22 protein-coding genes are annotated in these 25,078 nt (G+C 68.2%); 14 read left to right on the forward strand and 8 right to left on the reverse strand.

The annotated features are described in order from the left end of the window. Nucleotides 1-119: 119 nt before the first annotated feature. On the reverse strand, nucleotides 120-1,886 hold the full coding sequence (locus WDC82_RS19560; protein ID WP_340119074.1) for a methyl-accepting chemotaxis protein: 1,767 nt from the start codon (nucleotides 1,884-1,886) through the stop codon (nucleotides 120-122). A 302-nt stretch (nucleotides 1,887-2,188) separates the two neighbouring features. Between WDC82_RS19560 and kdsA the strand changes: the two genes are divergently transcribed. Further along, entirely contained in the window at nucleotides 2,189-3,049 is an 861-nt protein-coding gene (kdsA, locus tag WDC82_RS19565; RefSeq protein ID WP_340119075.1) for a 3-deoxy-8-phosphooctulonate synthase, read from the forward strand. A 7-nt stretch (nucleotides 3,050-3,056) separates the two neighbouring features. Here the strand turns inward: kdsA and WDC82_RS19570 are convergent, their stop codons facing one another. Further along, nucleotides 3,057-3,995: a LysR family transcriptional regulator gene (locus WDC82_RS19570; RefSeq protein WP_340119076.1), complete on the reverse strand. Its 939-nt coding sequence runs from the start codon at nucleotides 3,993-3,995 to the stop codon at nucleotides 3,057-3,059. Between the two features lie 139 nt (nucleotides 3,996-4,134). On the opposite strand from WDC82_RS19570, the gene WDC82_RS19575 reads away from it, so the two are divergent. Then, nucleotides 4,135-4,752, forward strand: a complete 618-nt coding sequence (locus tag WDC82_RS19575; protein WP_340119077.1) for an NAD(P)H-dependent oxidoreductase — start codon at nucleotides 4,135-4,137, stop codon at nucleotides 4,750-4,752. 76 nt (nucleotides 4,753-4,828) lie between these two features. Here WDC82_RS19575 and WDC82_RS19580 read toward each other — a convergent pair whose 3' ends face one another. The 3 genes from WDC82_RS19580 to tpiA form a co-directional block, all read right to left on the reverse strand. After that, nucleotides 4,829-6,454, reverse strand: coding sequence for a CTP synthase (locus WDC82_RS19580; RefSeq protein ID WP_340119078.1), 1,626 nt, complete (start codon nucleotides 6,452-6,454; stop codon nucleotides 4,829-4,831). Nucleotides 6,455-6,681: 227 nt separating this feature from the next. Continuing rightward, entirely contained in the window at nucleotides 6,682-7,032 is a 351-nt protein-coding gene (gene secG, locus WDC82_RS19585; RefSeq protein ID WP_340119079.1) for a preprotein translocase subunit SecG, read from the reverse strand. Nucleotides 7,033-7,210: 178 nt separating this feature from the next. Further along, on the reverse strand, nucleotides 7,211-7,954 hold the full coding sequence (gene tpiA, locus WDC82_RS19590) for a triose-phosphate isomerase (RefSeq protein ID WP_340119080.1): 744 nt from the start codon (nucleotides 7,952-7,954) through the stop codon (nucleotides 7,211-7,213). A gap of 259 nt (nucleotides 7,955-8,213) precedes the next feature. On the opposite strand from tpiA, the gene WDC82_RS19595 reads away from it, so the two are divergent. The 4 genes from WDC82_RS19595 (at nucleotide 8,214) to WDC82_RS19610 (ending at nucleotide 13,460) form a co-directional block, all read left to right on the forward strand. Next, entirely contained in the window at nucleotides 8,214-10,094 is a 1,881-nt protein-coding gene (locus WDC82_RS19595; RefSeq protein WP_340119081.1) for a SurA N-terminal domain-containing protein, read from the forward strand. A gap of 6 nt (nucleotides 10,095-10,100) precedes the next feature. Next, nucleotides 10,101-11,612 carry an anthranilate synthase component I gene (gene trpE, locus WDC82_RS19600; RefSeq protein WP_340119082.1) on the forward strand — a complete coding sequence of 504 codons (1,512 nt, stop codon included), beginning with the start codon at nucleotides 10,101-10,103 and terminating at the stop codon, nucleotides 11,610-11,612. A gap of 410 nt (nucleotides 11,613-12,022) precedes the next feature. After that, nucleotides 12,023-12,487 (forward strand): GNAT family N-acetyltransferase, encoded by a 465-nt coding sequence (locus WDC82_RS19605; protein ID WP_340119083.1) that lies wholly within the window; start codon nucleotides 12,023-12,025, stop codon nucleotides 12,485-12,487. A 370-nt stretch (nucleotides 12,488-12,857) separates the two neighbouring features. Next, nucleotides 12,858-13,460: a PEP-CTERM sorting domain-containing protein gene (locus WDC82_RS19610; protein ID WP_340119084.1), complete on the forward strand. Its 603-nt coding sequence runs from the start codon at nucleotides 12,858-12,860 to the stop codon at nucleotides 13,458-13,460. A 19-nt stretch (nucleotides 13,461-13,479) separates the two neighbouring features. On the opposite strand, the gene WDC82_RS19615 is transcribed toward WDC82_RS19610, so the two are convergent. Further along, on the reverse strand, nucleotides 13,480-14,682 hold the full coding sequence (locus WDC82_RS19615) for a divergent polysaccharide deacetylase family protein (protein ID WP_340119085.1): 1,203 nt from the start codon (nucleotides 14,680-14,682) through the stop codon (nucleotides 13,480-13,482). Between the two features lie 55 nt (nucleotides 14,683-14,737). Continuing rightward, nucleotides 14,738-15,157, reverse strand: a complete 420-nt coding sequence (cueR, locus tag WDC82_RS19620) for a Cu(I)-responsive transcriptional regulator (RefSeq protein ID WP_340119086.1) — start codon at nucleotides 15,155-15,157, stop codon at nucleotides 14,738-14,740. A gap of 197 nt (nucleotides 15,158-15,354) precedes the next feature. Between cueR and WDC82_RS19625 the strand changes: the two genes are divergently transcribed. The 6 genes from WDC82_RS19625 (at nucleotide 15,355) to lexA (ending at nucleotide 20,468) form a co-directional block, all read left to right on the forward strand. Beyond that, on the forward strand, nucleotides 15,355-15,942 hold the full coding sequence (locus WDC82_RS19625) for an aminodeoxychorismate/anthranilate synthase component II (protein ID WP_340119087.1): 588 nt from the start codon (nucleotides 15,355-15,357) through the stop codon (nucleotides 15,940-15,942). A 16-nt stretch (nucleotides 15,943-15,958) separates the two neighbouring features. Then, the gene (gene trpD / locus WDC82_RS19630; RefSeq protein ID WP_340119088.1) at nucleotides 15,959-16,996 is read left to right on the forward strand and encodes an anthranilate phosphoribosyltransferase; all 1,038 of its coding nucleotides are present in this window, start codon (nucleotides 15,959-15,961) and stop codon (nucleotides 16,994-16,996) included. Then, nucleotides 16,993-17,829: an indole-3-glycerol phosphate synthase TrpC gene (trpC, locus tag WDC82_RS19635; RefSeq protein ID WP_340119089.1), complete on the forward strand. Its 837-nt coding sequence runs from the start codon at nucleotides 16,993-16,995 to the stop codon at nucleotides 17,827-17,829. The genes trpD and trpC overlap by 4 nt, the downstream gene beginning before the upstream one ends. 9 nt (nucleotides 17,830-17,838) lie before the next feature. Next, the gene (gene moaC, locus WDC82_RS19640) at nucleotides 17,839-18,315 is read left to right on the forward strand and encodes a cyclic pyranopterin monophosphate synthase MoaC (RefSeq protein WP_340119090.1); all 477 of its coding nucleotides are present in this window, start codon (nucleotides 17,839-17,841) and stop codon (nucleotides 18,313-18,315) included. Then, nucleotides 18,315-19,541 carry a gephyrin-like molybdotransferase Glp gene (gene glp, locus WDC82_RS19645; RefSeq protein WP_340119091.1) on the forward strand — a complete coding sequence of 409 codons (1,227 nt, stop codon included), beginning with the start codon at nucleotides 18,315-18,317 and terminating at the stop codon, nucleotides 19,539-19,541. The genes moaC and glp overlap by 1 nt, the downstream gene beginning before the upstream one ends. 198 nt (nucleotides 19,542-19,739) lie before the next feature. Further along, nucleotides 19,740-20,468 carry a transcriptional repressor LexA gene (lexA, locus tag WDC82_RS19650; RefSeq protein ID WP_340119092.1) on the forward strand — a complete coding sequence of 243 codons (729 nt, stop codon included), beginning with the start codon at nucleotides 19,740-19,742 and terminating at the stop codon, nucleotides 20,466-20,468. Here the strand turns inward: lexA and WDC82_RS19655 are convergent. Then, nucleotides 20,462-22,648, reverse strand: coding sequence for a ComEC/Rec2 family competence protein (locus tag WDC82_RS19655; RefSeq protein WP_340119093.1), 2,187 nt, complete (start codon nucleotides 22,646-22,648; stop codon nucleotides 20,462-20,464). The two genes, lexA and WDC82_RS19655, sit on opposite strands and share 7 nt — an antisense overlap. Nucleotides 22,649-22,823: 175 nt before the next feature. Here WDC82_RS19655 and gltX point away from each other — a divergent pair, with 175 nt between their 5' ends. Both gltX and WDC82_RS19665 read left to right on the forward strand, forming a co-directional pair. Continuing rightward, nucleotides 22,824-24,245, forward strand: coding sequence for a glutamate--tRNA ligase (gltX, locus tag WDC82_RS19660; protein ID WP_340119094.1), 1,422 nt, complete (start codon nucleotides 22,824-22,826; stop codon nucleotides 24,243-24,245). A 122-nt stretch (nucleotides 24,246-24,367) separates the two neighbouring features. Beyond that, nucleotides 24,368-25,078, forward strand: a 711-nt coding sequence (locus WDC82_RS19665) for a citrate/2-methylcitrate synthase (RefSeq protein ID WP_340119095.1), incomplete at its 3' end; no start/stop codon positions are given.

Here is a 25,078-nt window from a genome sequence, read left to right on the forward strand (position 1 = left end):
ACGTCCACCCAAGCACCGGCTCCCAGCAACCGGCGACCGGACTGATCTTCAAATAAATTCGCTTAAAAAGTTATAATTAATCGTTCGTATACACTTGTCAGGGGTTGCGCGGTGCCGTTTCAGGCTGCGGTGGCCTGCGCGTCCCCCGCCGGTTCGTCCAGAGCGCGGATGCCATCCAGGAAGGCCTGAACCTCCGCCTGCATGACTTCGGCCTGGCGCGAGAGCTGCTCGGCGGCGTCGAGGACATCCTTGGCCGAGCGGCCGGTTTCGGTGGCCGCCACGGAAACCGCGGAGATGTTTCTGTCGACGTCTTCGGTGCCGGAGGCGGCCTGCTCCACGTTGCGGGCGATTTCCTGGGTCGCCGCGGTCTGCTGCTCGACCGCCGAGGCGATGCCGGTCGAAACCTCCCGGATGCCGGCGATGGTCTCGGTGATGCTCTTCAGGCGCCCGACCGCGCTGCCGGTCGCGGTCTGCATGTCGGTGATCTGGCGGGCGATGTCCTCGGTCGCCTTGCCGGTCTGCGTGGCCAGGGACTTCACCTCGCCGGCCACCACCGCGAAACCTTTTCCGGCCTCACCGGCGCGCGCCGCCTCGATGGTAGCGTTCAGCGCCAGAAGATTGGTCTGCTCGGCGATGTCCTGGATCAGCGCCATGATCTTGCCGACGTGCTCGGCGGCCTCGTTTAGGTGCTGCATGTCGAGGTCGGCATCCACCGCCTGGGTGGCGGCGTTCTGGGCGACCGACGTCGAGTGGGCGACCTGGTTGCTGATCTCGGTGATGGCCGCCGACAGCTCCTCGGTCGCCGCGGCAACGGTCTGCACGTTGGCCGAGGCCTCCTGCGACGCCGCCGCGACGGTGCGCGCGCTGGCCGAGGTTTCCTCCGCCGTCGAGGTCAGGGATTCCGCCGTGGCATGCATCTCGACGGCGGCCGCCGAGACGGTCTTCAGGACATCGCCGATATTCTCGTCGAAGCGCCGGGTCAGCGCCGCCTGCTGCTCGAGGCGCCTGGTGCGCCGGGCCTCCTCCGCCTTCTGCTGCTCGGCCAGGGCGTTGGCCTTGATGGTTGTCTGGCGGAAGACCTCGATGGTCTCCGCCAGCTGACCGACTTCATCGTGCGAGTCGACCGTCAGGGCTACCGAGGTGTCGCCGGCCGCCAGCGCCTTCACCGTGGCGACGGCGCGGATGAGCGGGCGCGTCAGCGCGGCGGCCATGAGCGCGCCGAGGCCGATGCCGAGCGCGAGGCCGATGGCCGAGACAATCGACAGCAGCAGCACGGCACGCTGTTCGTCGGCCTCGGCCTGGTGCGCGGCAGCGTCGGTGAAGCGGCCGAGTTCCTGCAGCACAGATGTCAGTTCCTGCTCGAGCGCGTCCTGCTCATGCTCGGTGCTGGTGATGAAGGTCTTCAGATCCTGAATGTCGCCGGCGGCGAGATGCTCCAGGGCCTGCTCCACGTGTTCCTGGTAGCTCTCGTGCAGAGCTCCGATCCTGTCGAGGCGCGCCAGCACATCGGTGAACTCTTTGCGTTGGTCGTCGCTGTGCGCCAGGGAAGCCGCGCGGCGTGCGAGGTCGCTGGCAGCCGCCAGCGCCGCTTCCGCCTTTTCGCCGAACTCGGCGAAGCTGCGCCGCGCTTCTTCGAAGCCGGGCTGCTGCGCCGCGGAGGTGGTCAGTGCCGAGCCGGCACTCAGCGCCCGCTCGAAGCGCGAGTTCTGCTCCAGCTGCGCCACGGTGACGTCGGTCACCAGGCGGGTCAGCGGAACGTCCAGTTCGGCCACGTCGGCGATTTCGCCGCCGATGCGATCCAGCTTCCACAGTGTGATCGCGGCGTTGATCGCCACGATGGCCAGCAGGATCGCCACGAGGCCGAGAATCTTGCTTCGCAGATTCAAATCACGGATCCGGGGAAACTTAGCTCTGCTCACACATCTCTCCACGGTAGACGCCGGCTCGGCGCAATTGGCTGGCGAATCAAACAAAAAGGACAGCAAACCAAGAAGGAATTCCCTCATAAAGGTCTTAATGTTGCGTTGATTCTCTGAAAAATTGCACGGCGCTGCCTTCCCGTGCTGCCGCGCCGGCCGCGCAAGGCCCCCTTGCGGCGCGCCGGGGCGACCGCTAAGAAGCAGCGGCGCGCGTCCCTGCCCCGTCTCGGCGGCCTTGTTCCTGTTTTCCCGCACCAGAGGACTTCTTCATGCAGCTCACCCTCCGCAAATGGGACCTGTCGATCGGCAGCGGCCAGAAACTGTTCTGCATTCTCGGCCTGAACGTCCTGGAGGATCGCGACCTGGCGCTTGAGACCGCCGACCACCTGAAGAAGGTGACCACGGCCCTCGATCTGCCCTTTGTCTTCAAGGCCAGCTTCGACAAGGCCAACCGCTCCTCCTTCAAGAGCTATCGTGGCCCCGGCATGGAACAGGGATTGAAGATCCTGGCCGAGGTGAAGGAGAAGTTCGGCGTGCCGATCTGCACCGATCTGCACGAGGTCGATCAGGCCGAGCCCGTGGCCGCGGTCGCCGACGTGGTGCAGATCCCGGCCTTCCTGTGCCGCCAGACCGACCTGGTGGTGGCCGCCGCCCAGGCGACCCTGAAGAACCAGGGCCTGCTGCACGTGAAGAAGGCGCAGTTCCTAGCGCCCTGGGACTGCCACTCGATCCTGCGCAAGATTGAGGAAGCCGCCGCCAAGGACATGACCATCCTTTGCGAGCGCGGCTCCAGCTTCGGCTACAACAACCTCATCGTCGACATGCTGGCGATCCCGGAGCTGCACAGGCTGGGCGCGCCGGTCACCATCGACGCGACCCACGCCGTGCAGCTGCCCGGCGCCCAGAAGGACGCCGACGGCGTCGCCTCGGGCGGCCGGCGCGAGGGCGTCTCCGTGCTGGCCGCGGCGGCCGTGGCCGCCGGTGCCGACGGCGTCTTCCTGGAGTTCCACCCGGACCCGGACAAGGCGCTCTGCGACGGCCCCAGCTGCCTGCCCCTCGACGGCGCCGCCGAACTGCTCGGCAAGCTGCGCGCCATCCACGCCACGGTGCACGGCTACAACGCCTCCTGAGGGTGTTTCACCGCCCGGCGCCATCCGCGCCGGCGACCTTCATCATGCAGGGATCCCATCTCGGCGGGCCGCTGAAGTGTTCGGCCAGCGTGTCGACGAGGACGCGCACCTTGCCCGGCACGTAGGCGCCGGGCGGCCGGACCACGAAAATGCCGAGTTCCGGCGCAGGGTGGTCGAGCAGCAGGGGCACCAGACGGCCCTGCTCGAACTCGCCGGACAGCAGGAAGGTCGGCACCATCGCGACCCCCAGCCCCGCGGTGGCCCATTGCAGGATGGCCTCGCCGCTGTCGGACCGCAGGCGACCTTTGGGGCGTACTGACACGGTCCGTTTGCCCGATTGGAACAACCAGTCGGACTGGCGGCTGCCGGTGTAGATCAGGCAGTCATGCCCTGAGAGATCGGCAGGCACCGCCGGGGTTCCGTGCCGTGCCAGGTAGTCGGGACTGGCCACCACGACCGCGCGGGTCTGCGCGAGCTGGCGGGCGATCAAGGCCGAGTCCTCCAGCCGACCGATCCGGATGGCGGCATCGAAGCGCTCCCCCATGATGTCGACGATGCGGTCGCTGTAGGAGACGTCCAGCTCCAGACGCGGGTGGCGGGCCGCCAGCGCGGCCAGGATCGGGGCGACGTGGCGGACGCCGAAGGACAGGGGCACTGACAGCCGAAGCAGGCCGACCACCTCGCCGCCGCGTTGCGCGACGGCTTCCCGCGCTTCCTCGTAGTCCGCCAGGATCCGTTCGGCCCGCTCCTTGAATTCCATGCCGGCGTCGGTCGGGCTGATGCCGCGCGTGGTGCGGCTCAGCAGGCGGGCACCGAGGTCGGCCTCAATCTGGGCGATCCGGCGGCTGACGATGGATTTCGAGATTCCCAGCCGCTTGGCCGCGCGGTTGAAACCGCCGCTCTCTATCACGGTGACGAACAGCTTCAGACTGTCGAACTCGTTCATCCAGGTGTTCCTATATCAGCAACATATTGGTGCAGTTTAGGCGCATTGTGATGCAATTTCAGCATCACTAATTCTGAGGATCGAAACGCGATCCCTTACGGGATCTCCCGTGCAATCGCCCTCAAGGAGCGCACCGCTCATGTCCAAGGTCCTTATCGTCACCAGCAGCGCCAGCGGCGCCGCATCGGTTTCCAACCAACTCGTCCATGAGGCGGTCGCGGCGCTGCGCCGCCATGATCCGGGACTGCAAACGGTGGAGCGCGACCTGGGAAGCAATCCCGTGCCGCACTTGACGGCCGATGGTGTGGCGGCGCTCCGCGCCGAGCCCGGAAACGCGGTGCAGGCCGCCGCCCGCAAGCTCTCCGACACGCTGGTTGCCGAACTGCAGGCGGCCGACACCGTGGTCATCGGCGCGCCGATGTACAACTTCGGCATTCCCTCGACCCTGAAAGCCTGGTTCGACCATGTGCTGCGCGCCGGCGTTACCTTCCGCTATACCGAGGCCGGCCCCCAGGGTCTGCTGGAGGGCAAGCGCGCGGTCGTCGTGCTGACCCGCGGCGGGCTCTACAGCGAAGGGCCGGCGCAGGCGCTGGACGCGCAGGAGCCGCACCTGCGCACGCTGCTCGGCTTCATCGGCATCACCGACGTGACCTTCGTGCGGGCGGAGAAGCTCGCCTTCGGCGACGAAGCGCGCGCGGCCTCCATTGGCCAGGCCGGAGATCAGTTGAACCTCGCCCTGCAGCAAGCGGCCGCCTGAGCAAGTCCCGCCTGCCTCCAAAAGAAGAAAGGCCCCGCGCTTCGGCGGGGCCTTTTCGTTCTTCGTAGAGCGAGGCTCAGACCAGGCGCGACTGCTCCACCGCGGCCGCCACGAAGGACGTGAACAGCGGGTGCGGGTCGTGCGGCTTGGACTTCAGCTCCGGGTGGAACTGCACGCCGACGAACCAGGGGTGCGAGGGGATCTCTACGATCTCCGGCAGCTCGCCGTCGGGCGACAGGCCGGAAAACAGCAGGCCCGCCTTCTCCAGCGTCTCGCGGTAGTTGATGTTCACCTCGTAGCGATGGCGGTGGCGTTCGCTGATCGCATCGCTGCCGTAGATCTCGCGCACCCTGGTGCCTTCCTTGAGGAGGCAGGGATAAGCGCCCAGGCGCATGGTGCCGCCCAGGTCGCTCTCCATGTTGCGGCGCTCGACCTCATTGCCGCGGGACCACTCGGTCATCAGGCCGACCACCGGGTCGCCCGGCGAGCCGAACTCGGTGGAGCCCGCCTGCGGCAGGCCGGCCAGGTGGCGCGCCGCCTCGATCACTGCCATCTGCATGCCGAAGCAGATGCCGAAATAGGGGATCTGCCGCTCGCGGGCGAAGCGCGCGGCGGCGATCTTGCCCTCCGCGCCGCGCTCGCCGAAGCCGCCCGGCACCAGGATGCCGTGCACGCCTTCCAGCTGCTGCAGGGTGCCCTCGCTCTCGAAGATCTCGGAATCCAGCCAGGACACCTTGACCCGCACGTTGTTGGCGATGCCGCCGTGGGTCAGCGACTCGGCCAGCGACTTGTAGGCGTCGAGCAGGCTGACGTATTTGCCGATCACGCCGATGGTGACCTCGCCGTCCGGCTCGTTGATGCGGCCGGTCACGTAGTCCCAGTTGGCGAGGTCCGGCTGCGGTGCGTCGAGCTGGAAGTGGCGGCAGACCTCGTCGTCGAGGCCTTCCTCGTGGTAGGCGCGCGGCACCGCGTAGATCGACTTCACGTCGAGCGCGGAAATGACCGCCTCTTCGCGCACGTTGCAGAACAGCGCGATCTTGCGGCGGTCGTCCCTGGGAATCTCGCGCTCGGCACGGCACACCAGGATGTCCGGCTTGATGCCGACCGACTGCAGCTCCTTCACCGAGTGCTGCGTCGGCTTGGTCTTCAGTTCGCCGGCCGCCGCGATGAAGGGGATCAGGGTCACGTGCAGGAACAGGCTGCGCTCGCGTCCCAGCTCGTTGCCGAGCTGGCGGATCGCCTCCAGGAACGGCAGGCCTTCGATGTCGCCGACGGTGCCGCCGATCTCGCAGATCACGAAGTCCTCGTCGGTGAGGTCCGCGCGGACGAAGGCCTTGATGGCATCGGTCACGTGCGGGATCACCTGGACCGTTGCGCCCAGGTAGTCGCCGCGCCGCTCGCGCGTCAGGACCTGCGAATAGATCTGCCCCGTGGTCACGTTGTCGCTCTTGCGTGCGGGCACGGCGGTGAAGCGTTCGTAGTGACCGAGATCCAGGTCGGTCTCGGCACCGTCATCGGTGACGTAGACCTCGCCGTGCTGATAGGGCGACATGGTCCCCGGATCGACGTTCAGGTAGGGGTCGAGCTTACGCAGCCGGACCTTGAACCCGCGGGCCTGCAGCAGCGAACCGAGCGCCGCTGCGCAGAGACCTTTGCCGAGGGAGGAAACCACGCCGCCGGTGATGAAAATGAACCGCGCCATGGGAGAAAACTATTGAACGAGTTTGAGGGGTGAAGCAAGCCTTGCGGCGGTGGGTAAATCGTGACCGCTCAGCCGCCCGAAGAAAGTCGGCTGAAAGCCTCGGAAAAGTATTCTGCCAGATGATGCCGCCGGCGCGCGCGAGGCCGGCCGCTCGGACGCGAGGCGCGCGAATCGCCGCGCCCGGCCTGCCCGATTCGCCCCGCCCGCCGCCAGGGGCCGTGCCCCGATCACTGGGTCGGGACGGAGGGTTCGCTCGGTGCCGCCGGCTGCGGCGCGGGCTCTGTCGGGCTCGACGCCTCGCCCGGCAGGCGATCGATGATGGAGCGCGGCTCGCCGCCGCCAGCCAGCAAGGTCAGGCTGATGCTGGTGACCATGAAGCCGGCCGCCAGGATCGCCGTGGTGCGGGTCAGCAGATTGGCGGTGCCGCGTCCGGTCAGGAAGCCGCCCATCCCGCCGCCGCCACCAGCGCCCCCGCCACCGCCGATGCCAAGGCCGCCGCCCTCGCTCCGCTGCAGCAGGACGACGCCGATCAGGGCGAGCGCCAGAAGGATGTGAATGACCAAGAGGACTGTTGTCATGATACCCGCTATCTAGCTTGATTCCCGGGCTCGAGGCCCGGCGTGCCGCCCGGGGGCCGCCCCGGGGTTGCCCCCGGGCGGCATTGCCGGGCTATGTAATGGCTCCGGCCCGGAAAGACCAGAGAAAAGACCCCGGAAACGGCCACAATTGCTTCGCCAAGGGCACGGCGGCGGCGGTTCAGGCGCTTTCGGCGATGGCCCAGAAGGACTCCGCGTCCAGGCTGGCCCCGCCGACCAGGGCGCCGTCGACGTTGGCTTGCGACAGCAGTTCCCGCGCGTTGTCCGGCTTCACCGAGCCGCCATAGAGAATGCGCACTTTTTCCGAGCCCTCGCCAACCAGGCCGACCAGCAGGCGGCGGATCTCCGCATGGACCTGGACGACGTCGGCCGGGGTCGCCGTGCGGCCGGTACCGATGGCCCAGACCGGCTCGTAGGCCACCACCAGGCGGCCGGCCTCCATGCCCGCCGGCACCGAGCCTTTCACCTGGCGGGCGATCACCGCCAGGGTCTGTTCGGCATTGCGTTCCTTCTCCGTCTCGCCGACACAGACGATCGGCACCAGCCCGGCGGCCAGCGCCACTTCCGCCTTGGCGCGCACCTGGGCGTCAGTCTCGCCGTGGTCGGCGCGGCGCTCGGAGTGGCCGACGATGACATAGGTGCAGCCGATGTCGCGCAGCATGGGCGCGGCAGTGTCGCCGGTATGGGCGCCCGAGGTGGCGCCGTGGCAGTCCTGCCCGCCGACGGCAATGCGGCTTCCCGCAAGCGTCTGGGCGACCAGCCCCAGATAGGGAAACGGCGGGCAGACCAGCAGGTCGCAGGCCGGCTGGCCGCCTTCGGCCAGCCCTTTCAGGCCCTCGGCCAGGGCCTTGGCGTCCTCGCCCAGGCCGTTCATTTTCCAGTTGCCGGCAATCAAGGCTCTCATCCGCGGCTTCTCCTTACGCTGCCCGCCGGACGCGGCCCGCCGGCAACATGCCCGGGCGCTGTCCGTTGCGCGCCTACCTAGCATAGGGTTTCCTGCAAGGCCATGGGGCAGGCTGCGGCCGCCTGGCGCCCTGCGCCGCCACTCTAAAACCGGCAAAATTAGGCGGAATTGCTTGTTGCCCGGGCCTGGACGCCTTTCTACACTGCCGCGCCCCTCGCCCGGCGCCGCCGGCCAACCCTAGCGAAACAGTCTGGTAGCCATGAAGCCCCGCAACATCGTCGCGAAGATCGTCACGGTCGTCCTGTTCAGCCTGCTGATCCTGAGCTTCGCCGTCTGGGGCATCGGGGACATCTTCCGCAGCACCGGCCAGATGCAGTCGGTCGCCGAGATCGGCGACACCACGATCGACCAGGCCGCTTTCGCGCGCGAACTTTCCGTCGAGATGAACACGATGAGCCGACGCCTCGGCGTCCAGCTCACCATGGACCAGGCGCGCGCTTTCGGCATTCCCCAGCAGGTGCTGGAGCGGATGATCACCCGCGCCTTGCTGGACGAGCTGTCCTCGCGCATGGGCCTGCTGGTGACCGAAGAGCAGATGCGCAAGCAGATCCTGGAGAACCCGGCTTTCCAGGGCGCCAACGGCCGGTTCGATGTGAACCGCTTCAACATGGTGCTGCAGAACGCGCGCATGAGCGAGCCGACCTTCCTGGCTCAGCTCGGCGACGACATCAAGCGCCAGCAGCTCGTCGATGCCGTCACCGGCGCGGCGGCGGCACCCGAGAGCCTCGCCCAACGGCTCTTCACCTATCGCGAGGAGCGCCGCGTGGCCGACTATGTGACGGTCGCCAACAACAGCTTCACCGACCTCGGCGAGCCGGATGAGGCAGCCTTGCAGGCGACCTACGACGACGCCGGCAGCGCCCTGATGACGCCCGCCTTCAAGCAGATCACCCTGGTGGTGCTGAGCGTTGCCGAGGCGGCGCAGAACATCGCCATCTCCGACGAGCGCATCGCCGAAGCCTTCGAGAACCGAAAGGCGGCGCTGTCCCGGCCGGAGCGTCGCCACGTCGTCCAGGCGGTGCTGCCCGATGAGGCGGCCACCCGCGCCCTCGTGGAAAAGATCACGGCGCCGGGCGACTTCGCCGCCGCCGTCGAAGAGGCGACGGGCCGGCCGCCGGTCGACCTCGGCACGGTAACGCAGGACGACCTGCCGGAAGAACTCGGCGCCGCGATTTTTGCGCTCGACGAAGGCACGCCCAGCGCGCCGATCCAGACCTCGTTCGGCTGGCACGTCGCGCTGGTCAGGGCCATCGAACCCGGCTCGGAAGCGACCCTGGAGGGCAGCCGGGAGCAGCTGCGCCAGCAGCTGGCGCAATCGGCGGCCGTTGATATCGTCATCGACCTTGCCAACCAGTTCGACGAAATGCTGGCCGGCGGCGCTTCCATCGAGGAGGCCGCTCAGCGCCTGAACCAGGACGCGCGCGAGATTCCCGCGATCGACAACCGGGCCCGCGGCCCCGGCGGAGACGTTATCGAGGGCCTGCCGTCGCTCAACGGCTTCCTGCCGGTGCTGAACCGCACCGCCGTCGGCGAGACCAGCACCCTGACCGAAACCCTGGACGGCGACTATTTCATTTTGCGGGTCGACGGCGAAACCCCGGCGGAGAAGAAGCCGCTGGCGGAGGTGCGCGACCAGGTGGTCGAGATGTGGCGCGCCGGCGAGCAGTCACGCCTTGCCGCGGAGAAGGCCGAAGCCCTGGCCGAACGGCTGAGGGGCGGCGCAGACCTGGCGGAGGTCGCCGCGGCCGAAGGATTGAACGTCGCCGAGACGGCGCCGGTGACGCGCTTCGAGAACGATCCGCAGCGCACCCCCTCGCCCCAGCTCTCGCAGCAGCTCTTCGAGATCGCCGAGGGCGAAGTGACCACCGTGGCCACCGGCAACGGCCAGATTGTCGCCAGGCTGAAGCAGGTGATGGAGCCGGCGAGCGAGAACCGCGAAGCGCGGCTTGCATCGCTGCAGGATGAGCTGACCGCATCGCTGCAGAACGATGTCTTCGAGCAGTTCCTCAACGCGCTGCAGTCGGAGTTCGCGGTGACCATCAACCAGCGTCTCGTCAACGAGACCCTGACGAGCTTCTGAGGCCCCATGCAGAGCGTCCCCGAGTTTGACGCCTTCGAGGCGGCCTACAATGCTGGCCGCGCCCAGGTTGTGCACACCGCGCTGATCGCCGACCTGGAAACGCCGGTCTCGGCCTTCCTGAAGCTGGCCGAGGGCAAGCCCAATGCCTTCCTCTTCGAGTCCGTCGAAGGCGGTTCGATCATCGGGCGCTATTCCTTTCTCGGCATGCGCCCCGACCTGATCTGGCGCTGCCACGGCGACAAGGCGGAGATCAACCGCAAGGCACGCTTCGACGCCGACAGCTTCGAGCCGATCGAGGCGCCGGTGCTGGACAGCCTGCGCGCGCTGATCGAGGAGTGCCGCTTCGAGCTGCCCGAAGGCCTGCCGCCGATGGCCTCCTGCCTGCTCGGCTACATGGGCTACGACACCGTGCGCCTGATGGAAAAGCTGCCGGAGGAAAACCCCGTCGTCATCGACGTGCCCGACGGCCTCTTCCTGCGCCCGACGGTGGTCGCCGTGTTCGACCGCGTCGAGGATCTCGTCACCGTCTTCACGCCGGTGTGGCCGCGCAGCGACGTCTCGCCGCGTGCGGCCTATGCGCAAGCCTGCGAGCGTCTTGCCGACGTGGCGCAGGATTTCGAGCGCGCCCTGCCGCAGCGCCGCGACGTCATCGCCGACCTGAAGGAACTGCCGGATCCCAGCGCCAACATGACGCGCGAGGACTTCCACGCCATGGTCGCCAAGGCCAAGGACTACATCCTGGCCGGCGACATCTTCCAGGTTGTGCTGTCGCAGCGCCTGTCGCTGCCGTTCAAGCTGCCGCCCTTTGCGCTTTACCGCGCGCTGCGGCGGCTCAACCCCTCGCCCTTTCTCTTCTTCGTCGACTTCGGCACCCACGCCATCGTCGGCTCCAGTCCCGAGATCCTGGTGCGCCAGCGCGACGGCATGGTGACCATCCGCCCGATCGCCGGCACGCGGCCGCGCGGCGCCACGGCGGCGGAGGACCGCGCGCTGGCCGAGGATCTGCTGGCCGATCCGAAGGAGCTGGCCGAGCATCTCATGCTGCTCGACCTGGGCCGCAACGACGTCGGCCGCGTCGCCGAGATCGGCAGCGTGAAAGTGACCGAGAAGAACGTCATCGAGCTCTACAGCCACGTCATGCACATCGTCTCCAACGTCGAAGGCAAGCTGGCCGAAGGTAAGGATGCGATGGACGCGCTTATCGCCGGTTTCCCGGCGGGCACCGTGTCCGGTGCGCCGAAGGTGCGCGCCATGGAGATCATCGAGGAACTGGAGCCGGAACGCCGCGGCATCTACGGCGGCTGCGTCGGCTACTTCGGCGCTGGCGGCGCGATGGATACCTGCATCGCGCTGCGCACCGCCGTGGTCAAGGACGGCACCATGTACATCCAGGCCGGCGCCGGCATCGTCGCCGACTCAAAGCCGGAGTCGGAGCACCAGGAGTGCTGGAACAAGGCCCGCGCCATCCTGCGCGCCGCCGAGGAAGCCGTGCGCTTCGCCGCGCGGCGCGGCAACTGACCGCCGTTCCGGCGCAAATTAACCAATTGAGAACTCGATCGGAGTCAGTTTTGGGAACTCGACAAAACCCCTTGGCGATTTCCGCGAATCGGGTTGATAGTTGAGATCCTGTTTCAACAGCTGAAAGGAGGTGATCCAATGTCTCATGAGATCTCGGTGGAGTCCCAAGGCCTTGGATGTTTTACGGGTTTGATGGAGCAGCCTTCTTCCGACTCGTAACACCTTCGAAGCGGGACCCCGTTATCGGGGCCTTGGACTGACCAGCTCATGGAGGGGCCGCCGCAAGGCGGCCCCTTTTGAGTTTCCGGCGCAAGGCGGCCCCTCTTTGAGTTTGCGGCGCCTGTTTGCGTTCCAACGGGCCGCGGCTTCGGGCTTCACAAGCGCCGCCGAAGTCGTTTTAAAATAGCGCCATGACCCGGACGATCTGCCATCTCTTCGAGGTCCCAGGGCATCGTCCCGTGGTGGCCAACTGGATCTACGAGGCCTTCTGGTTCGGCCAGGACGGCTACGATCCCGACCTCTTCGAATGCCGCCTCGGCGAGGCCTGCGACGCGGACAGGATCCCGCTGTCCCTGCTGGCGCTCGACGGCGGTACGCCGGCTGGCACGGCGAACCTCATCGTCGACGACTACCCCGAGCGTCCGCAGCTGACGCCCTGGCTGGCGGCGCTCTACGTCGATCCGCCGTTCCGTCGGCGCGGTCATGCCACCGCCCTCGGCCGTCGCCTGCTGCAGGAGGCTGCGCGGCTCGACTGCCCCACGGTGTACCTCACCACGCACATTCCCGATTTCTACCGGCGCTTCGGCGCCGAGGTGCATGAGCAGATCGGCGAAGATTTCTGGATCCTGCGCATCGACAGCAAGGCTGCGGCGTAGTCGCGCCACCCAGCATTCGCTGCAAATCGGCGTCCCGCGCCGGTGTCGGGGCAAACGGCCCCTCAGTCCTCTCACCGCCCGCCGCGCGGATCTCAAGCCTGAGTCGAAATATCTTACAGGCATGAAACCCACCGCCCCCGTTAAGTCATTGGAATCATGGGATCAGCCTTCTAAAAAATCGTCTTTTGATTGAAAACTGCCCGGACTGTTTATCCTTTGGCTTTACACTTTTTCCGCGTTCCGTGGCCCGCCCTGGCTCGAAATCGTTGCACCGCCCCGATTTTCGACCTCGGCACGGCAATTGCTACATGCATAACCAGATCAATGGCCCGCAGTGGGTATTTGCAGTTTTTATTGAGGAACGTTGTCGATGAAGTTGGTTTTGTGGGCCATGGCCCTGCTGTTCGGGGCCGGTGCCCTCTCCTTTGCCCCCGCGCCGGCGCAGGCGGCGCCGATCTTACTGATCTCCGAGGGAAAGCTAATCGGGGCAAACAACGTCGATGTTTTGGGTACGCTCTATGACGTGAGTTTCGTCGACGGTACTTGTGCCGCCGTTTTTTCCGGCTGTGACTCTGTGTCGGATTTTGACTTTAACGACTTTGCGTCGGCTACGGCTGCCGCCGGGGCGCTAATACAACAGGTGCTGCTCGATTCCAGCTTGGGGAATTTCGACAGCCTCCCCTCTCTCACGGCAGGATGTTCCTATGTGGCGAACTGTACCGTGGAACTCCCTTACGGTTTCTGGCCGGACGGCACTGTGAAAACCGGGCTCGCGGGGAACTTCGCCGGTTCCGGTGACTTCTGGGGAACCGGCACCCTTCGTCTCTCCGAGAACACGTCGGTGATCTCGAATCAGGCCTTGGTACGGTTCACGCTCGCCGCCACCGCCGTGCCCGAGCCCGCGACGCTGGTGCTGTTCGGTGCCGGCCTGCTGGGCCTGGCCGGGCTGAGCCGGCGCCGCCGCCGGGGATAGACCGGATCAAGGGTTAGGTTCAGCCGGCCCCGGCCATGTGCTGCGCGGCCAGCTGTTGGCGGTGGCGCACGATGGCGGAGATCGGCACCAGGGCGAAGCCCCGCGCCCGCATCTCCGGGATCCACTGCTGCAGCGCGGTGACCGTGCCGTCGTGCGGATGGCCGATGCCGATGGCGTAGCCGCGCTGGCGCGCGGTCTGCTCCAGGATCGCCAGCTGGCGGTGGATCGCCGCCAGGTCATCGGGCTCGTTGTCCAGGAAGACGTCACGCACGGCGTAGGGCACGCCGCTGCGCGCCGCCGCCTCGCCCGCGACCGAATTGCCTGCCGTCAGCGAGTCGAGGAACAAGAGGCCGCGGGCCTTCAGCTCGCGCATCACCAGGGCCATGCCTTCCGGTGAGGCGGTGAAGCGGCTGCCCATGTGATTGTTGACGCCGACGTAGCCGTCGAACCGCGCAAGGCCCCAGCCGAGGCGCTGCACCAACTCGGCAGCCGGCAGGTCGTCGCGCAGCACGTTGGGGCCTGGGTCCATCGTCTCGCTCATCGGCTGCATGGGCACGTGAAGCATCAGTTCGTGGCCGTGGTCCCTGGCCTCGGCGGTCATCTTCGCGAGGCCGTCGGCGTAGGTCATGAAGGCGAGCGTCAGCGGCGCCGGCAGCTCGATGGCGTTCAGCGCCCCGCGGCGATTGACGCCGACGTCGTCCAGCACGATGGCGATCATCGGCTTGCCGGCGGCGGGCGCCACGGCGATGGCGTTCTGCTGCCAGAGGGCCGGGCCGTCGTGGGGAACCACCGGCAGTGCCGGCGCCAGGGCCGGTGCCGGTGCCAGGGACGGCGCTAGTGTCGTCTGCGATTCTCCACCAAGCGGCCCATCGCCCTGCCAGCCACTCTCGGCGTTGGGCGTGGTATTGCGCAGAGCGGTGGCCTCCTGCTGCTGGCGCAGGGCTTCGTGGTATTGGACCTCCAGCGCCTCGCGGTCGACTTGCGGACCCGCGGCCATGATCCGCGGCTCGGGTCTGGGAACCGGCGCGGTTGCCGGTGCGGGCTCGGCGATCTGCGGCGGCGGCGCACCCAGAATGCCCTGGCGGTCGAGGTAGACGCCGGCGACACCGCCCAGCAGCAAGCCGATCGCCAGCAGACCGGCGATGGCCGCCGCATTCCACAGGGCCTCGCCCCGCGGCCGGCGGCGTATTCCAGCAGGCTTATGCGACTCGCGCTTGGTCATGGCGCGCGGAGCCTAGCATGGCTTGGTTAACGAAGCGGGGCCTTTCTCGTGCCCTTTAGTGGGCTGATTTAGCGACCTTTTCCGGGCTTTTTCCAGCCAAGCCCTGGAGGATGGGGCAGTCCGGCCGGGCATCGCCGTGGCAGCGCTCCATCAGGTGGATCAGGGTGTCGCGCATCTCCGTCAACTCGCTCAGCTTGCGGTCGATGTCGGCGACGCGGTGGCGCGCAAGGGCCTTCACCTCGGCGCTGGAACGGCTGCGGTCGCGCCACAGCGTCAGCAGGCTGCCGACCTCCTCGACCGAGAAGCCGAGACTGCGCGCGCGCTGCACGAAGCGCAGGGTCTCGACGTCCTCCCTGCCGTAGACCCGGTAGCCGGCGGCGGTGCGGTCGGCCGGCTGGATGAGGCCGACGGACTCATAGTAGCGGATGGTCTTGGCCGGCACGCCGGACTGCCGGGCGGCGGTTCCGATGTTCATCGTGGGTCTCCTCATGGCCGGTCGCTCGAACTCAGATTGAACTTTCCAGCAACAGGAAGGTCAAGCCCCGGGCCGGCCTCGGCCCCAAGCTTGGCCCGGACGGCAATCTGGTGCCTTTCCGTCGCGCCCGCCGGCCTGCTATAAGGAAGCAACAAGAGGCGACAACCAGGCCGAAAAGCGCGGCGTAAGCACCTGATATGTTTCTGCTAATCGACAACTACGACAGCTTTACCTACAACCTCTTCCATTTCCTGGGAGAGTTGGGGGCGAAGGTCGAGGTGCGCCGCAACGACAAGATCACCGCGGCGGAGGCGCTGGCGCTGAATCCTCAGGGCATCGTCATCTCGCCGGGCCCCTGCGATCCGGACCGCGCCGGCGTCTGCCTGGAGCTCATCGCCGCGGCTGCCGGCCGGGTGCCGCTGTTCGGCGTCTGTCTCGGCCACCAGGCCATCGGCCAGCACTTCGGCGGCCGGATCGTGCGCGCGCCGCAGCCGATGCACGGCAAGCTCAGCCTGATGACCCACGACGGCAAGGGCGTCTTCGCCGGCCTGCCCTCGCCGCTGACCGCGACGCGCTACCACTCGCTGACCATCGATCCGGCGAGCTTCCCCAGCGACGTGCTGGAGATCACCGCGACCGCCGAGGACGGCGTCATCATGGGCCTGCAGCACAAGACCCTGCCGATTCACGGCGTCCAGTTCCATCCCGAGAGCATCGCCTCCGAGCATGGCCTGGCACTGCTGCACAACTTCCTGAAGCTCGCCGACCCGGCCGCGGCGGCCTGAGCGCAGGAGGCAGCGGATGAGCGCAGACATGCCCGAGCTGAAGGGGCTGATCGGCAAGGTCGCGAACGGCGCCACGCTGAGCCGCGCCGAGGCCGAGCAGGCCTTCGACATCATGATGTCGGGCGACGCCACGCCGGCGCAGATGGGCGGCTTTCTCATGGCGCTCAGGGTACGCGGCGAGACGGTGGAAGAGATCACCGGCGCCGCCACCGTGATGCGCGCCAAGATGACCACCATCAAGGGCCCGGCCGGCGCCATCGACATCTGCGGCACGGGCGGCGACAGCACCGGCAGCTACAACATCTCCACCGCCAGCCAGTTCGTGGTCGCCGCCTGCGGCGTGCCGGTGGCCAAGCACGGCAACCGCGCGGCTTCTTCCAAGAGCGGTGCCAGCGACGTGCTGGAGGCGCTGGGCGTGAACATCGAGGCCGACTTCGCGCTGGTCGAAAAGGCGCTGGCCGAGGCCGGCACCTGCTTCCTGATGGCGCAGCGCCACCACAGCGCCATGCGCCACGTCGGCCCGGCCCGCGTCGAGCTCGGCACCCGCACCATCTTCAATCTCCTGGGGCCGCTCTCCAATCCGGCCAGGGTGAAGCGCCAGCTGATCGGCGTCTTCGCGCCGGAGTGGATCGAGCCCCTGGCCCAGGTGCTGCGCGACCTCGGCCACGAGCGCGCCTGGGTGGTGCACGGCGCCGGCGGCATGGACGAGGTCTCGACCCTGGGGCCGACGAAAGTGGCCGAGCTGAAGGACGGCAAGGTCACGACCTTCGAGGTGACGCCCGCCGACGCGGGTTTGCCGACGGCAAAGCTGGCCGACATCGTCGGCGGCGACCGCGATCACAATGCGGCGGCGCTGCGTGCCCTGCTGGAAGGCCAGCACAGCGCCTACCGCGACATCGTGCTGCTGGGCAGCGCGGCCGCCCTCATCGTCGCCGGCAAGGTCGACGACCTGAAAGCCGGTGCCGCCCTATCGGCGGAGGCCATCGACAGCGGCCGCGCGCTGAAGGTGCTGGAGCGTCTCGTCGCCATCTCCAACGCCAAGGTGCCGGCATGAGTCCAAAGGCGACAAACGACGTGCTGAAAAAGATCTGCGCCGACAAGCGCGAGTGGGTGGCGACGAAGAAGGCCGAAGTTTCGCTGACGGAACTGGAAACCCGCGCGAAGGACGCTTCGGCGCCGCGCGGCTTCCGCGCCGCGCTGGAGGCCAAGGCGGCCGGCGGCGCCAACGCCCTTATCTGCGAGATCAAGAAGGCCTCGCCCAGCAAGGGCCTCATCCGCGCCGATTTCGATCCGCCCAGCCTCGCGCAGGCCTATCTCGCCGGCGGCGCCGCCTGCCTCTCGGTGCTCACCGACGCCCCCTATTTCCAGGGCGCCGACGCCTACCTGGTGGCGGCGCGCGCGGCGGTGCCGCTGCCCTGCCTGCGCAAGGACTTCATGCTGGATCCTTACCAGATCGTCGAAAGCCGCGCGCTGGGCGCCGACTGCATCCTGCTCATCATGGCGGCGCTGGAAGATGCGCAAGCCGCCGAACTGGAAGCCGCCGCCCTCGATCTCGGGATGGACGTGCTGGTCGAGGTGCACGACGGCGCAGAACTGGACCGGGCGTTGAAGCTGAAGTCACCGCTGGTCGGCATCAACAACCGCAACCTGAAGACCCTGGCGGTCGACCTGGCGACCACGGAAGAACTGGCGCCGCGGGTGCCCGGCGATCGTTTGCTGGTCGCCGAGAGCGGTCTCCACACGCCTGACGATCTCGCGCGCATGACGGCGACCGGAGCGCGCGCCTTCCTCATCGGCGAGTCGCTGATGCGCCAGGACGACGTCACCGCCGCCACCGCCGCGCTGGTCGGAGGCAAGGCCGCCCGTCGTATGCATGGCGCGGCCTAGGAGCCCATCATGGCGGACTTCACCCACTTTGATGCCGAGGGTAAGGCGGTAATGGTCGACGTCTCCGACAAGGACGTCACCGAACGCAGCGCCACCGCCCGAGGCTCCGTCATCATGCAACCGCAAACCATGGCGATGATCCGCGACGGCGGCATGAAGAAGGGCGACGTCCTCTCGGTCGCGCGCCTCGCCGGCATCATGGGCGCCAAGCGAACGCCGGACCTCATCCCGCTGTGCCATCCTCTCGCGCTCACCTCGGTGAAGGTCGATCTGAGCCTCGACGAGGCGCGCAACGCCGTCGACATCACCGCCACCTGCAAGCTGCAAGGCCGCACCGGCGTGGAGATGGAGGCGCTCACCGCCGTCAGCGTGGCCGCGCTCACCGTCTACGACATGTGCAAGGCGGTCGACCGCGGCATGCGCATCACTGAGGTGCGTCTGACCCGGAAGGCCGGCGGCAAGTCCGGCAGCTTCGAGGCGCCCTGATGATTCCCGTTGCCGAGGCGCTGGCGCGCATCGTCGGGTCCTTCGCGCCGCTGCCGTCCGAGACCGTGAGCATCGCCGAGGCCTTCGGCCGCGTGCTCGCCGCCGACGTGACGGCCCGCGTCACCCAGCCGCCGCACGCTGTCTCCGCCATGGACGGCTATGCCGTGCGCGCCGCGGACGTCGTGAAGGTCCCGGCGACCCTGGACGTCATCGGCGCGGTGCCGGCCGGCGGCCTCTTCGAGGGCACCCTCGCGCCGGGCCAGGCGGTGCGCATCTTCACCGGCGCGCCGCTGCCGCCGGGCAGCGATGCCATCGTCATCCAGGAGGATACCGAGGCCGCCGACGGGCCGGACGGCAAGAAGGTCACGGTGAAGGAGTCCTGCAGGCCGGGCAACTACGTGCGCCCGGCCGGGCTCGACTTCGCCGCGGGCGATCCGGGCCCGCGCGCCGGGCGCCTGCTGACGGCGCGCGACGTCGGTCTGATCGCCGCCATGAATCATCCCTGGGTCGCGGTGCGGCGGCGCCCGCGCGTCGCCATCCTCGCCACCGGCGACGAGGTGGTGATGCCCGGCGAGCCGCTGGGCCCGAGCCAGATCGTCAGCTCCAACGGCCTTGCCCTCGCCGCCTTCGTGCGCGCCTGCGGCGGCGAGCCGGTGCAACTCGGCATCGCCGCCGACCGCGAAGACAGCCTCGTTGCCTTGGCCGCCGGCGCCAAGGGTGCCGACCTGCTGCTGACCGCCGGCGGCGCCTCGGTTGGCGAGCACGACCTGGTGCAGAAGGTGCTGGGGCGCCAGGGCATGCAGCTCGACTTCTGGAAGATCGCCATGCGCCCGGGCAAGCCACTGATGTTCGGCCAGCTGGGCGGCACCCCTGTCATCGGCCTGCCGGGCAACCCGGTCTCCGCCGTGGTCTGCTCGCTGCTCTTCGCCCGCCCGGCGCTGAATGCCCTGCTCGGCCTCGACGTGCCGGCGCATCCGGTGGAACAGATGGTGCTGGGCGCCGACCTGCCGCAGAACGACCGCCGGCAGGACTACCTGCGCGCCACTGTCGCCAAGAACGGCGACGGGCGCCGCACGGCGACACCCTATGGCCGCCAGGATTCCTCCATGCTGGCCCTCCTCGCCGCCGCCGACGGCCTCATCGTGCGGGCCCCCCACGCCCCGGCCGCGGCCAAGGGCGACCAGGTCGAGGTCCTGGCGCTGCAGCAGCTGCTGCCCGGCGTCTGACCCCCTACACCTGACCCCTGCGCCCGGTTTTCCGCCCTTTTTTGCTATCCTTTTGCGCGGCCCGACCCCTGCCAGGTTCCGGACATAGCTCTTGACGCTGTTTGAGAACTAAACTAGAACACGAGGGAAGGTTTTTGTTTTGTTCCACATTTTGTGTCTCATTCGTGACGAACGACGACACCCGGGGGTCCAGCAACGATGCTCACCAGAAAGCAGCACGAGCTTCTGCTCTTCATTCATCAGCATCTGCAAAAGAACGGTGTTTCTCCTTCCTTCGACGAGATGAAGGAGGCGCTGGCCCTGAAGTCCAAATCCGGCATCCACCGGCTGATCACCGGCCTGGAGGAGCGCGGCTTCATCCGCCGCCTGCCCCACCGGGCCCGCGCCGTCGAGGTGATGCGCCTGCCCAATGATATCGAGGCGGCCAACCAGTCCCATGAGGAAGCGCCGGCGCCCGCGGTGCCGCGTACCGGTTTCGCGCCGAAGGTGATCCGCGGCGGCTTTTCCTCCTCCATTCCCGGCGCCCAGGCCGGCGGCGACAGCGAGGCCCTGCAGCTGCCGCTATACGGGCGCATCGCCGCGGGCACGCCGATCGAGGCGCTGCGCGACTATTCCAACTACGTCGACGTCCCCGCCGCCCTGATGGGGACCGGCGAGCACTATGCCCTGGAGGTGGACGGCGATTCGATGATCGACGCCGGCATCCTGGACGGCGACACCGTGGTCATCGAGCGCTGCGAGACGGCCGAGAACGGCGCCATCGTGGTGGCCCTGATCGACAACGAGGAAGCCACCCTGAAGCGGCTGCGCCGCAAAGGCGGCGCCGTGGCGCTGGAGCCGGCCAACAAGGCCTACGAAACCCGCATCTTCCCACCCGAGCGGGTCACCATCCAGGGACGCCTCGTCGGCCTGCTCCGCCGCTACTGATCTTCGTCTTCCGATAGCCACTCGGGCCGCCGCGCCGGAAACGGCGACCACGGCCGCGCGCCCTGCTGGCGCGCCACTGTGCGGACGGTGATCCCCCCGCCCTCCAGCCACACCGCATGGGCGCCGTAGCGCCAGAGGTCGAAGCGGTCGATGACCACCGCCGGTCCCGCGCAGGGCTGACGGCGCAGCGGTTCCAGGCTGATCACCACGTCGGCCCGGCCGCAGTCGTCGTCGGCCGCGCGCGGGTCCTGCAGGACGGCGACGCGCAGCGTTTCTTGCGTATAAAGACAGCCGAGCGGATCGCAACTCAGGCGCCCTGCCGCCGCCTCGCCAAGCTTCGGCCAGGTCACGGTCTCCGCCGCAAAGGCCTGGCGCTCCCAGGTTTCCAGCACGAAGCGGCTGCCGCGCTGGGAGGGCACCCAGAGCCGGCCCTCCGGATCGCGCAGCGCGACCTGGCGGGCGTCGCCGCTGACCAGCAGGCTTGGCGGGTCGAAGGCGAGCGGGCTCAGCGCACCGGCCAGAATCACCGGCAGCGCCGCCCAGCGCCAGCGGCCGCGCCAGAGGCAGAGCCACAGCCCGCCGAGCACGGCGAGGCCGAGGCCCCAGTCGGGCATCGGCGGTACCTGCAGCACCGCCGCCGGCCAGCCGGACACGGTGGCGGCAACGGTCAGCAGCAGCTCGATGCCCCAGCCCATGGGCGCAAGCGCCAAGCCCTCCAGCCCGAACGGCATGAGCAGTACCGCCAGCACCGCCCAGGGCATGATCCAGAACGCGGTCAGCGGCACGGCGAGGAGGTTCGCCGGCAGGCCGTAGAGCGCCAGGCGGTGGAAGTGGAAGGCGGCGAAGGGGCCGGTTGCCAGCATGGCGATCACCGAGGTCGCGGCGACGCCGGCGACGTAGCCGGCCAGCCGCCCCAGCGGCCCGCGCGCCGTCTCCCGCATCGGCCGGCGCCATTCCCAGGCCTCGTAGGCCGCGATCAGCGCGGTGACGGCGGCGAAAGACATCTGGAAGCTCGCAGTCATCAGGCTCTCCGGCGCCACCAGCAGGATCACCGCCGCGGCGCAGGCGACGAGACGCAGCGACAGCGCCCGCCGGTCCAGCAGGACGGCCAGAAGCACGATCATGACCATGAGGAAGGCCCGCTCGGCCGGGATGCTGGCGCCGACCAGGTTCAGGTAGACAAAGGCGCCGGCGGCGGCCGCCACGGCGGCGGCCTTCTTGATCGGATAGCGCAGGGCGACGCCGGGCAGCAGCGCGAGGCCCGCGCGCAGGAAGAAGAACAGCAACCCGGCGACGAGGCCCATGTGCAGGCCGGAGATCGCCAGCAGGTGGGCGAGGCCGGCATTGCGCATGTCCTCCTGCACGGCCTCCGGGATGCCGCCGCGCTGGCCGGTGACCAGGGCGACGGCGACGGCCCCGGCCGCGCCGTCGAGCCGGCCGGCAATGCGCTGGGCGACCGTCTGGCGCAGGTCGGCCCACCACAGGTGCCAGGCCGCCGGCCCGCCCGTGCCGGCCTGCGCCACGTGCGGCAGGAGCGTCGGCGCACCGTAGGCAAAGCCGATGCCGCCGAGGCCCTGGAACCACGCCTGGCGGGCGAAGTCGAAGGCGCCGGGGGCGGCCGGCGGGCTGGGCGGCCTGAGCGCCGCGCGCAGTCGGACCCGGCTGCCCGGAACCGGCGGCGCGTCGAGGCCGGCGACGGTCACGCGGACCTGTGCCGGGACGGCCGCCGCCTCAAGGCCCGGCATCTCGAGCGGCCGCAGGTAGAGCCGCCAACCGCGCGCGTGGGGTTCGGTGGCCAGGACCTCGGCGCTCATCGCGGCCGGCCCCCAGGAACGCTCCAGGACCGGCGCGGCGACCCGCTCCGCGCGTAGCTGGGCGGCCCCGAAGCCGAGCGCCACAGCGAGCAGGCCGAAAGCCGCCAGCCGCGCGCCCGCTGCGGTCCGCAGCAGCAAGGCGGCGGCCGCGAAGCCCAGTGCCGCGGCGGCGCCGAGCCAGAGCGGCGGCTCGGCCGGGCTCCAGAAGTAGCCGGCGACGCCGAGGCCGAGCAGCACCGGCAGCCACAGCGGCCAGCGGTCGCGCTCGCCCAGCAGGGCATCGCCTAGCCGCAACAGACCCGGCGACAGGCTTCGTGCCGGCAGCGCCGCCGCTTCCCTGCCCGCCGCGTCAAAGCCTGCCGCCACCGCGCCCGTCCCCCAGCCCGTCCCGCTTAACCGCGACGATTGTAGCCGCTCGCCGATACGCGCAAAAGAAGCGCAAGCGCCGGTTTGCCGAGCTTCCCCCGGCTGTGGTAAACCCCGCCATCCCTGTTTCCCTGGCGCCCGATTGCCGGCCGCCGCTCCAGCAAGCGATATCCCGATGACCACCGACTCCCGCCCTGTCGTGACGCGCTTTGCGCCTTCGCCGACCGGCTTCCTGCACATCGGCGGCGCCCGCACGGCCCTTTTCAACTGGCTGTTCGCCAGACACCACGGCGGCACCTTCCGCCTGCGCATCGAGGACACCGACCGCAAGCGCTCGACCCAGGAGGCGATCGACGCGATTCTCGACGGGCTCGACTGGCTCGGCCTCGACCACGACGGCGAGATTGTCCACCAGTTCTCCCGCGCCGAGCGGCATGCCGCCATGGCGCGCGGACTGCTGGCGCAGGGCCGCGCCTATCACTGCTACTGCTCGCCGGAAGAGCTGGAAGAGATGCGCGCCACCGCGCGCGCCGAGGGCCGGCCGATGCGTTACGACGGGCGCTGGCGCGACCGCGATGCTTCCGAGGCGCCGGCAGGCGTCGATCCGGTGGTGCGCCTGAAGATGCCGCAGGACGGCGAGACCACCATCGCGGACCTCGTGCAGGGCCCCGTGACGGTGCGCAACGACCAGCTGGACGACATGGTGCTGTTGCGTGCTGACGGCACGCCGACCTACATGCTCTCCGTGGTGGTCGACGACCACGACATGGACGTCACCCACGTGATCCGCGGCGACGATCACCTGACCAACACCTTCCGCCAGTACCAGCTCTACAGGGCGCTCGATTGGGAGACGCCGGCCTTCGCGCACATCCCGCTGATCCACGGGCCCGACGGCGCCAAGCTGTCGAAGCGGCACGGGGCCCTGGGCGTCGATGCCTACCGCGACATGGGCTACCTGCCGGAAGCGCTGCGCAACTACCTGCTGCGCCTCGGCTGGGGCCACGGCGACGACGAGGTGATCTCCACCGAGCAGGCCATCGAATGGTTCGACCTCGATGCCGTCGGCAAGTCCGCCGCGCGGTTCGACTTCGTGAAGCTGGAAAGCCTCAATGGCCACTACCTGCGCGAGGCGGCTTCCGAGCGCCTGGTCGAAGAGGTCGTGCCGCGGCTGGAAAAGCAGCTTGGCCGGCCGCTGACAGATACAGCCCGCCGCCACCTGCAGCAGGGCATGAACGGCCTCAAGGCGCGCGCGAAGAACCTGGTAGAACTGACTGAGAATTCGCTGTTTTATGTGGTCGATCGACCGCTCGAGATGAGTGCCAAGGCGGAGAAGATCCTGACGCCCGAGGCGCGCCGGCGCCTGGCGGGGTTGCAGGCCGCCCTCGCCGCGCTGCCCGACTGGCGCGAGGCGGACATCGAAGAGGCGGTACGGGGCTTCGCGGAATCCGAGAACTGCAAGCTGGGCGATGCCGCCCAGCCGCTGCGGGCGGCCTTAACCGGATCGAACGTCTCGCCGGGTATATTCGAGGTGATGGCGGTGCTCGGTCGCGAGGAGTCCCTCGCCCGCATCGCCGACCAGAGTGCCGCCGCCTAGCGGAAAAATTCAGACCGATTATGTTGCGCCGCGGCAATTGATTGAATCGGGCCGATTCACTATGCTCGCGCCCAACATGGACTGCAGTTTCGCGGGTCATAGCAAGCTTGAGGGATGGGAACATGAACGACGCCAAATCGCCGACCGGAACACGGAACACCGTCACCCTGACGGACAATTCCACGGGCGAGAGCCTGGAACTTCCTATCCTCAGCGGCAGCGTCGGGCCGAAGGCCATCGACGTGAGCAAGCTCTACGCCGAGACGGGCATGTTCACCTACGACCCCGGCTTCACTTCGACGGCAAGTTGCGATTCCAACATCACCTATATCGACGGCGACGTCGGCATCCTGATGCACCGCGGCTACATGATCGAGGACCTGGCCGAACACAGCGACTTCATGGATGTCTGCTATCTGCTGCTGCACGGTGAACTGCCGGACGCCAAGGAAAAGGCGGCGTTCGAGAAATCAATCACCTATCACACCATGCTGCATGAGCAGATGAACAACTTCTTCCGCGGATTCCGGCGCGATTCGCACCCCATGGCCGTCATGGTCGGCGTGGTCGGTGCGATGTCGGCCTTCTATCACGATTCCACGGACATCAACGATCCGCACCAGCGCATGGTGGCCTCGCACCGCCTGATCGCGAAGATGCCGACCATCGCGGCCATGGCCTACAAGTATTCGGTCGGCCAGCCCTTCGTCTATCCGCGCAACAACCTGCGCTATGCCGAAAACTTCCTGCACATGATGTTCTCGGTCCCTTGCGAGGAGTACAAGATCAGCCCGGTGCTGGCGCGCGCCATGGACCGCATCTTCATCCTGCAC

It is taken from the genome of Pelagibius sp. 7325, assembly GCF_037652055.1.
Classification (GTDB): Bacteria; Pseudomonadota; Alphaproteobacteria; order Kiloniellales; family Kiloniellaceae; genus Pelagibius.

What these genes read in the sequence shown, in the direction of transcription:
- WDC82_RS19625 (WP_340119087.1), top strand. Translation starts at nt 15,355, where the DNA reads ATGTTTCTGCTAATCGACAACTACGACAGCTTTACCTACAACCTCTTC.
- trpE (WP_340119082.1), top strand. Translation starts at nt 10,101, where the DNA reads ATGCAGAGCGTCCCCGAGTTTGACGCCTTCGAGGCGGCCTACAATGCT.
- WDC82_RS19615 (WP_340119085.1), bottom strand. Translation starts at nt 14,682, where the DNA reads ATGACCAAGCGCGAGTCGCATAAGCCTGCTGGAATACGCCGCCGGCCG.
- WDC82_RS19610 (WP_340119084.1), top strand. Translation starts at nt 12,858, where the DNA reads ATGAAGTTGGTTTTGTGGGCCATGGCCCTGCTGTTCGGGGCCGGTGCC.
- WDC82_RS19570 (WP_340119076.1), bottom strand. Translation starts at nt 3,995, where the DNA reads ATGAACGAGTTCGACAGTCTGAAGCTGTTCGTCACCGTGATAGAGAGC.
- trpC (WP_340119089.1), top strand. Translation starts at nt 16,993, where the DNA reads ATGAGTCCAAAGGCGACAAACGACGTGCTGAAAAAGATCTGCGCCGAC.
- cueR (WP_340119086.1), bottom strand. Translation starts at nt 15,157, where the DNA reads ATGAACATCGGAACCGCCGCCCGGCAGTCCGGCGTGCCGGCCAAGACC.
- glp (WP_340119091.1), top strand. Translation starts at nt 18,315, where the DNA reads ATGATTCCCGTTGCCGAGGCGCTGGCGCGCATCGTCGGGTCCTTCGCG.
- gltX (WP_340119094.1), top strand. Translation starts at nt 22,824, where the DNA reads ATGACCACCGACTCCCGCCCTGTCGTGACGCGCTTTGCGCCTTCGCCG.
- moaC (WP_340119090.1), top strand. Translation starts at nt 17,839, where the DNA reads ATGGCGGACTTCACCCACTTTGATGCCGAGGGTAAGGCGGTAATGGTC.
- kdsA (WP_340119075.1), top strand. Translation starts at nt 2,189, where the DNA reads ATGCAGCTCACCCTCCGCAAATGGGACCTGTCGATCGGCAGCGGCCAG.
- secG (WP_340119079.1), bottom strand. Translation starts at nt 7,032, where the DNA reads ATGACAACAGTCCTCTTGGTCATTCACATCCTTCTGGCGCTCGCCCTG.
- WDC82_RS19575 (WP_340119077.1), top strand. Translation starts at nt 4,135, where the DNA reads ATGTCCAAGGTCCTTATCGTCACCAGCAGCGCCAGCGGCGCCGCATCG.
- lexA (WP_340119092.1), top strand. Translation starts at nt 19,740, where the DNA reads ATGCTCACCAGAAAGCAGCACGAGCTTCTGCTCTTCATTCATCAGCAT.
- WDC82_RS19595 (WP_340119081.1), top strand. Translation starts at nt 8,214, where the DNA reads ATGAAGCCCCGCAACATCGTCGCGAAGATCGTCACGGTCGTCCTGTTC.
- WDC82_RS19605 (WP_340119083.1), top strand. Translation starts at nt 12,023, where the DNA reads ATGACCCGGACGATCTGCCATCTCTTCGAGGTCCCAGGGCATCGTCCC.
- WDC82_RS19580 (WP_340119078.1), bottom strand. Translation starts at nt 6,454, where the DNA reads ATGGCGCGGTTCATTTTCATCACCGGCGGCGTGGTTTCCTCCCTCGGC.
- tpiA (WP_340119080.1), bottom strand. Translation starts at nt 7,954, where the DNA reads ATGAGAGCCTTGATTGCCGGCAACTGGAAAATGAACGGCCTGGGCGAG.
- trpD (WP_340119088.1), top strand. Translation starts at nt 15,959, where the DNA reads ATGAGCGCAGACATGCCCGAGCTGAAGGGGCTGATCGGCAAGGTCGCG.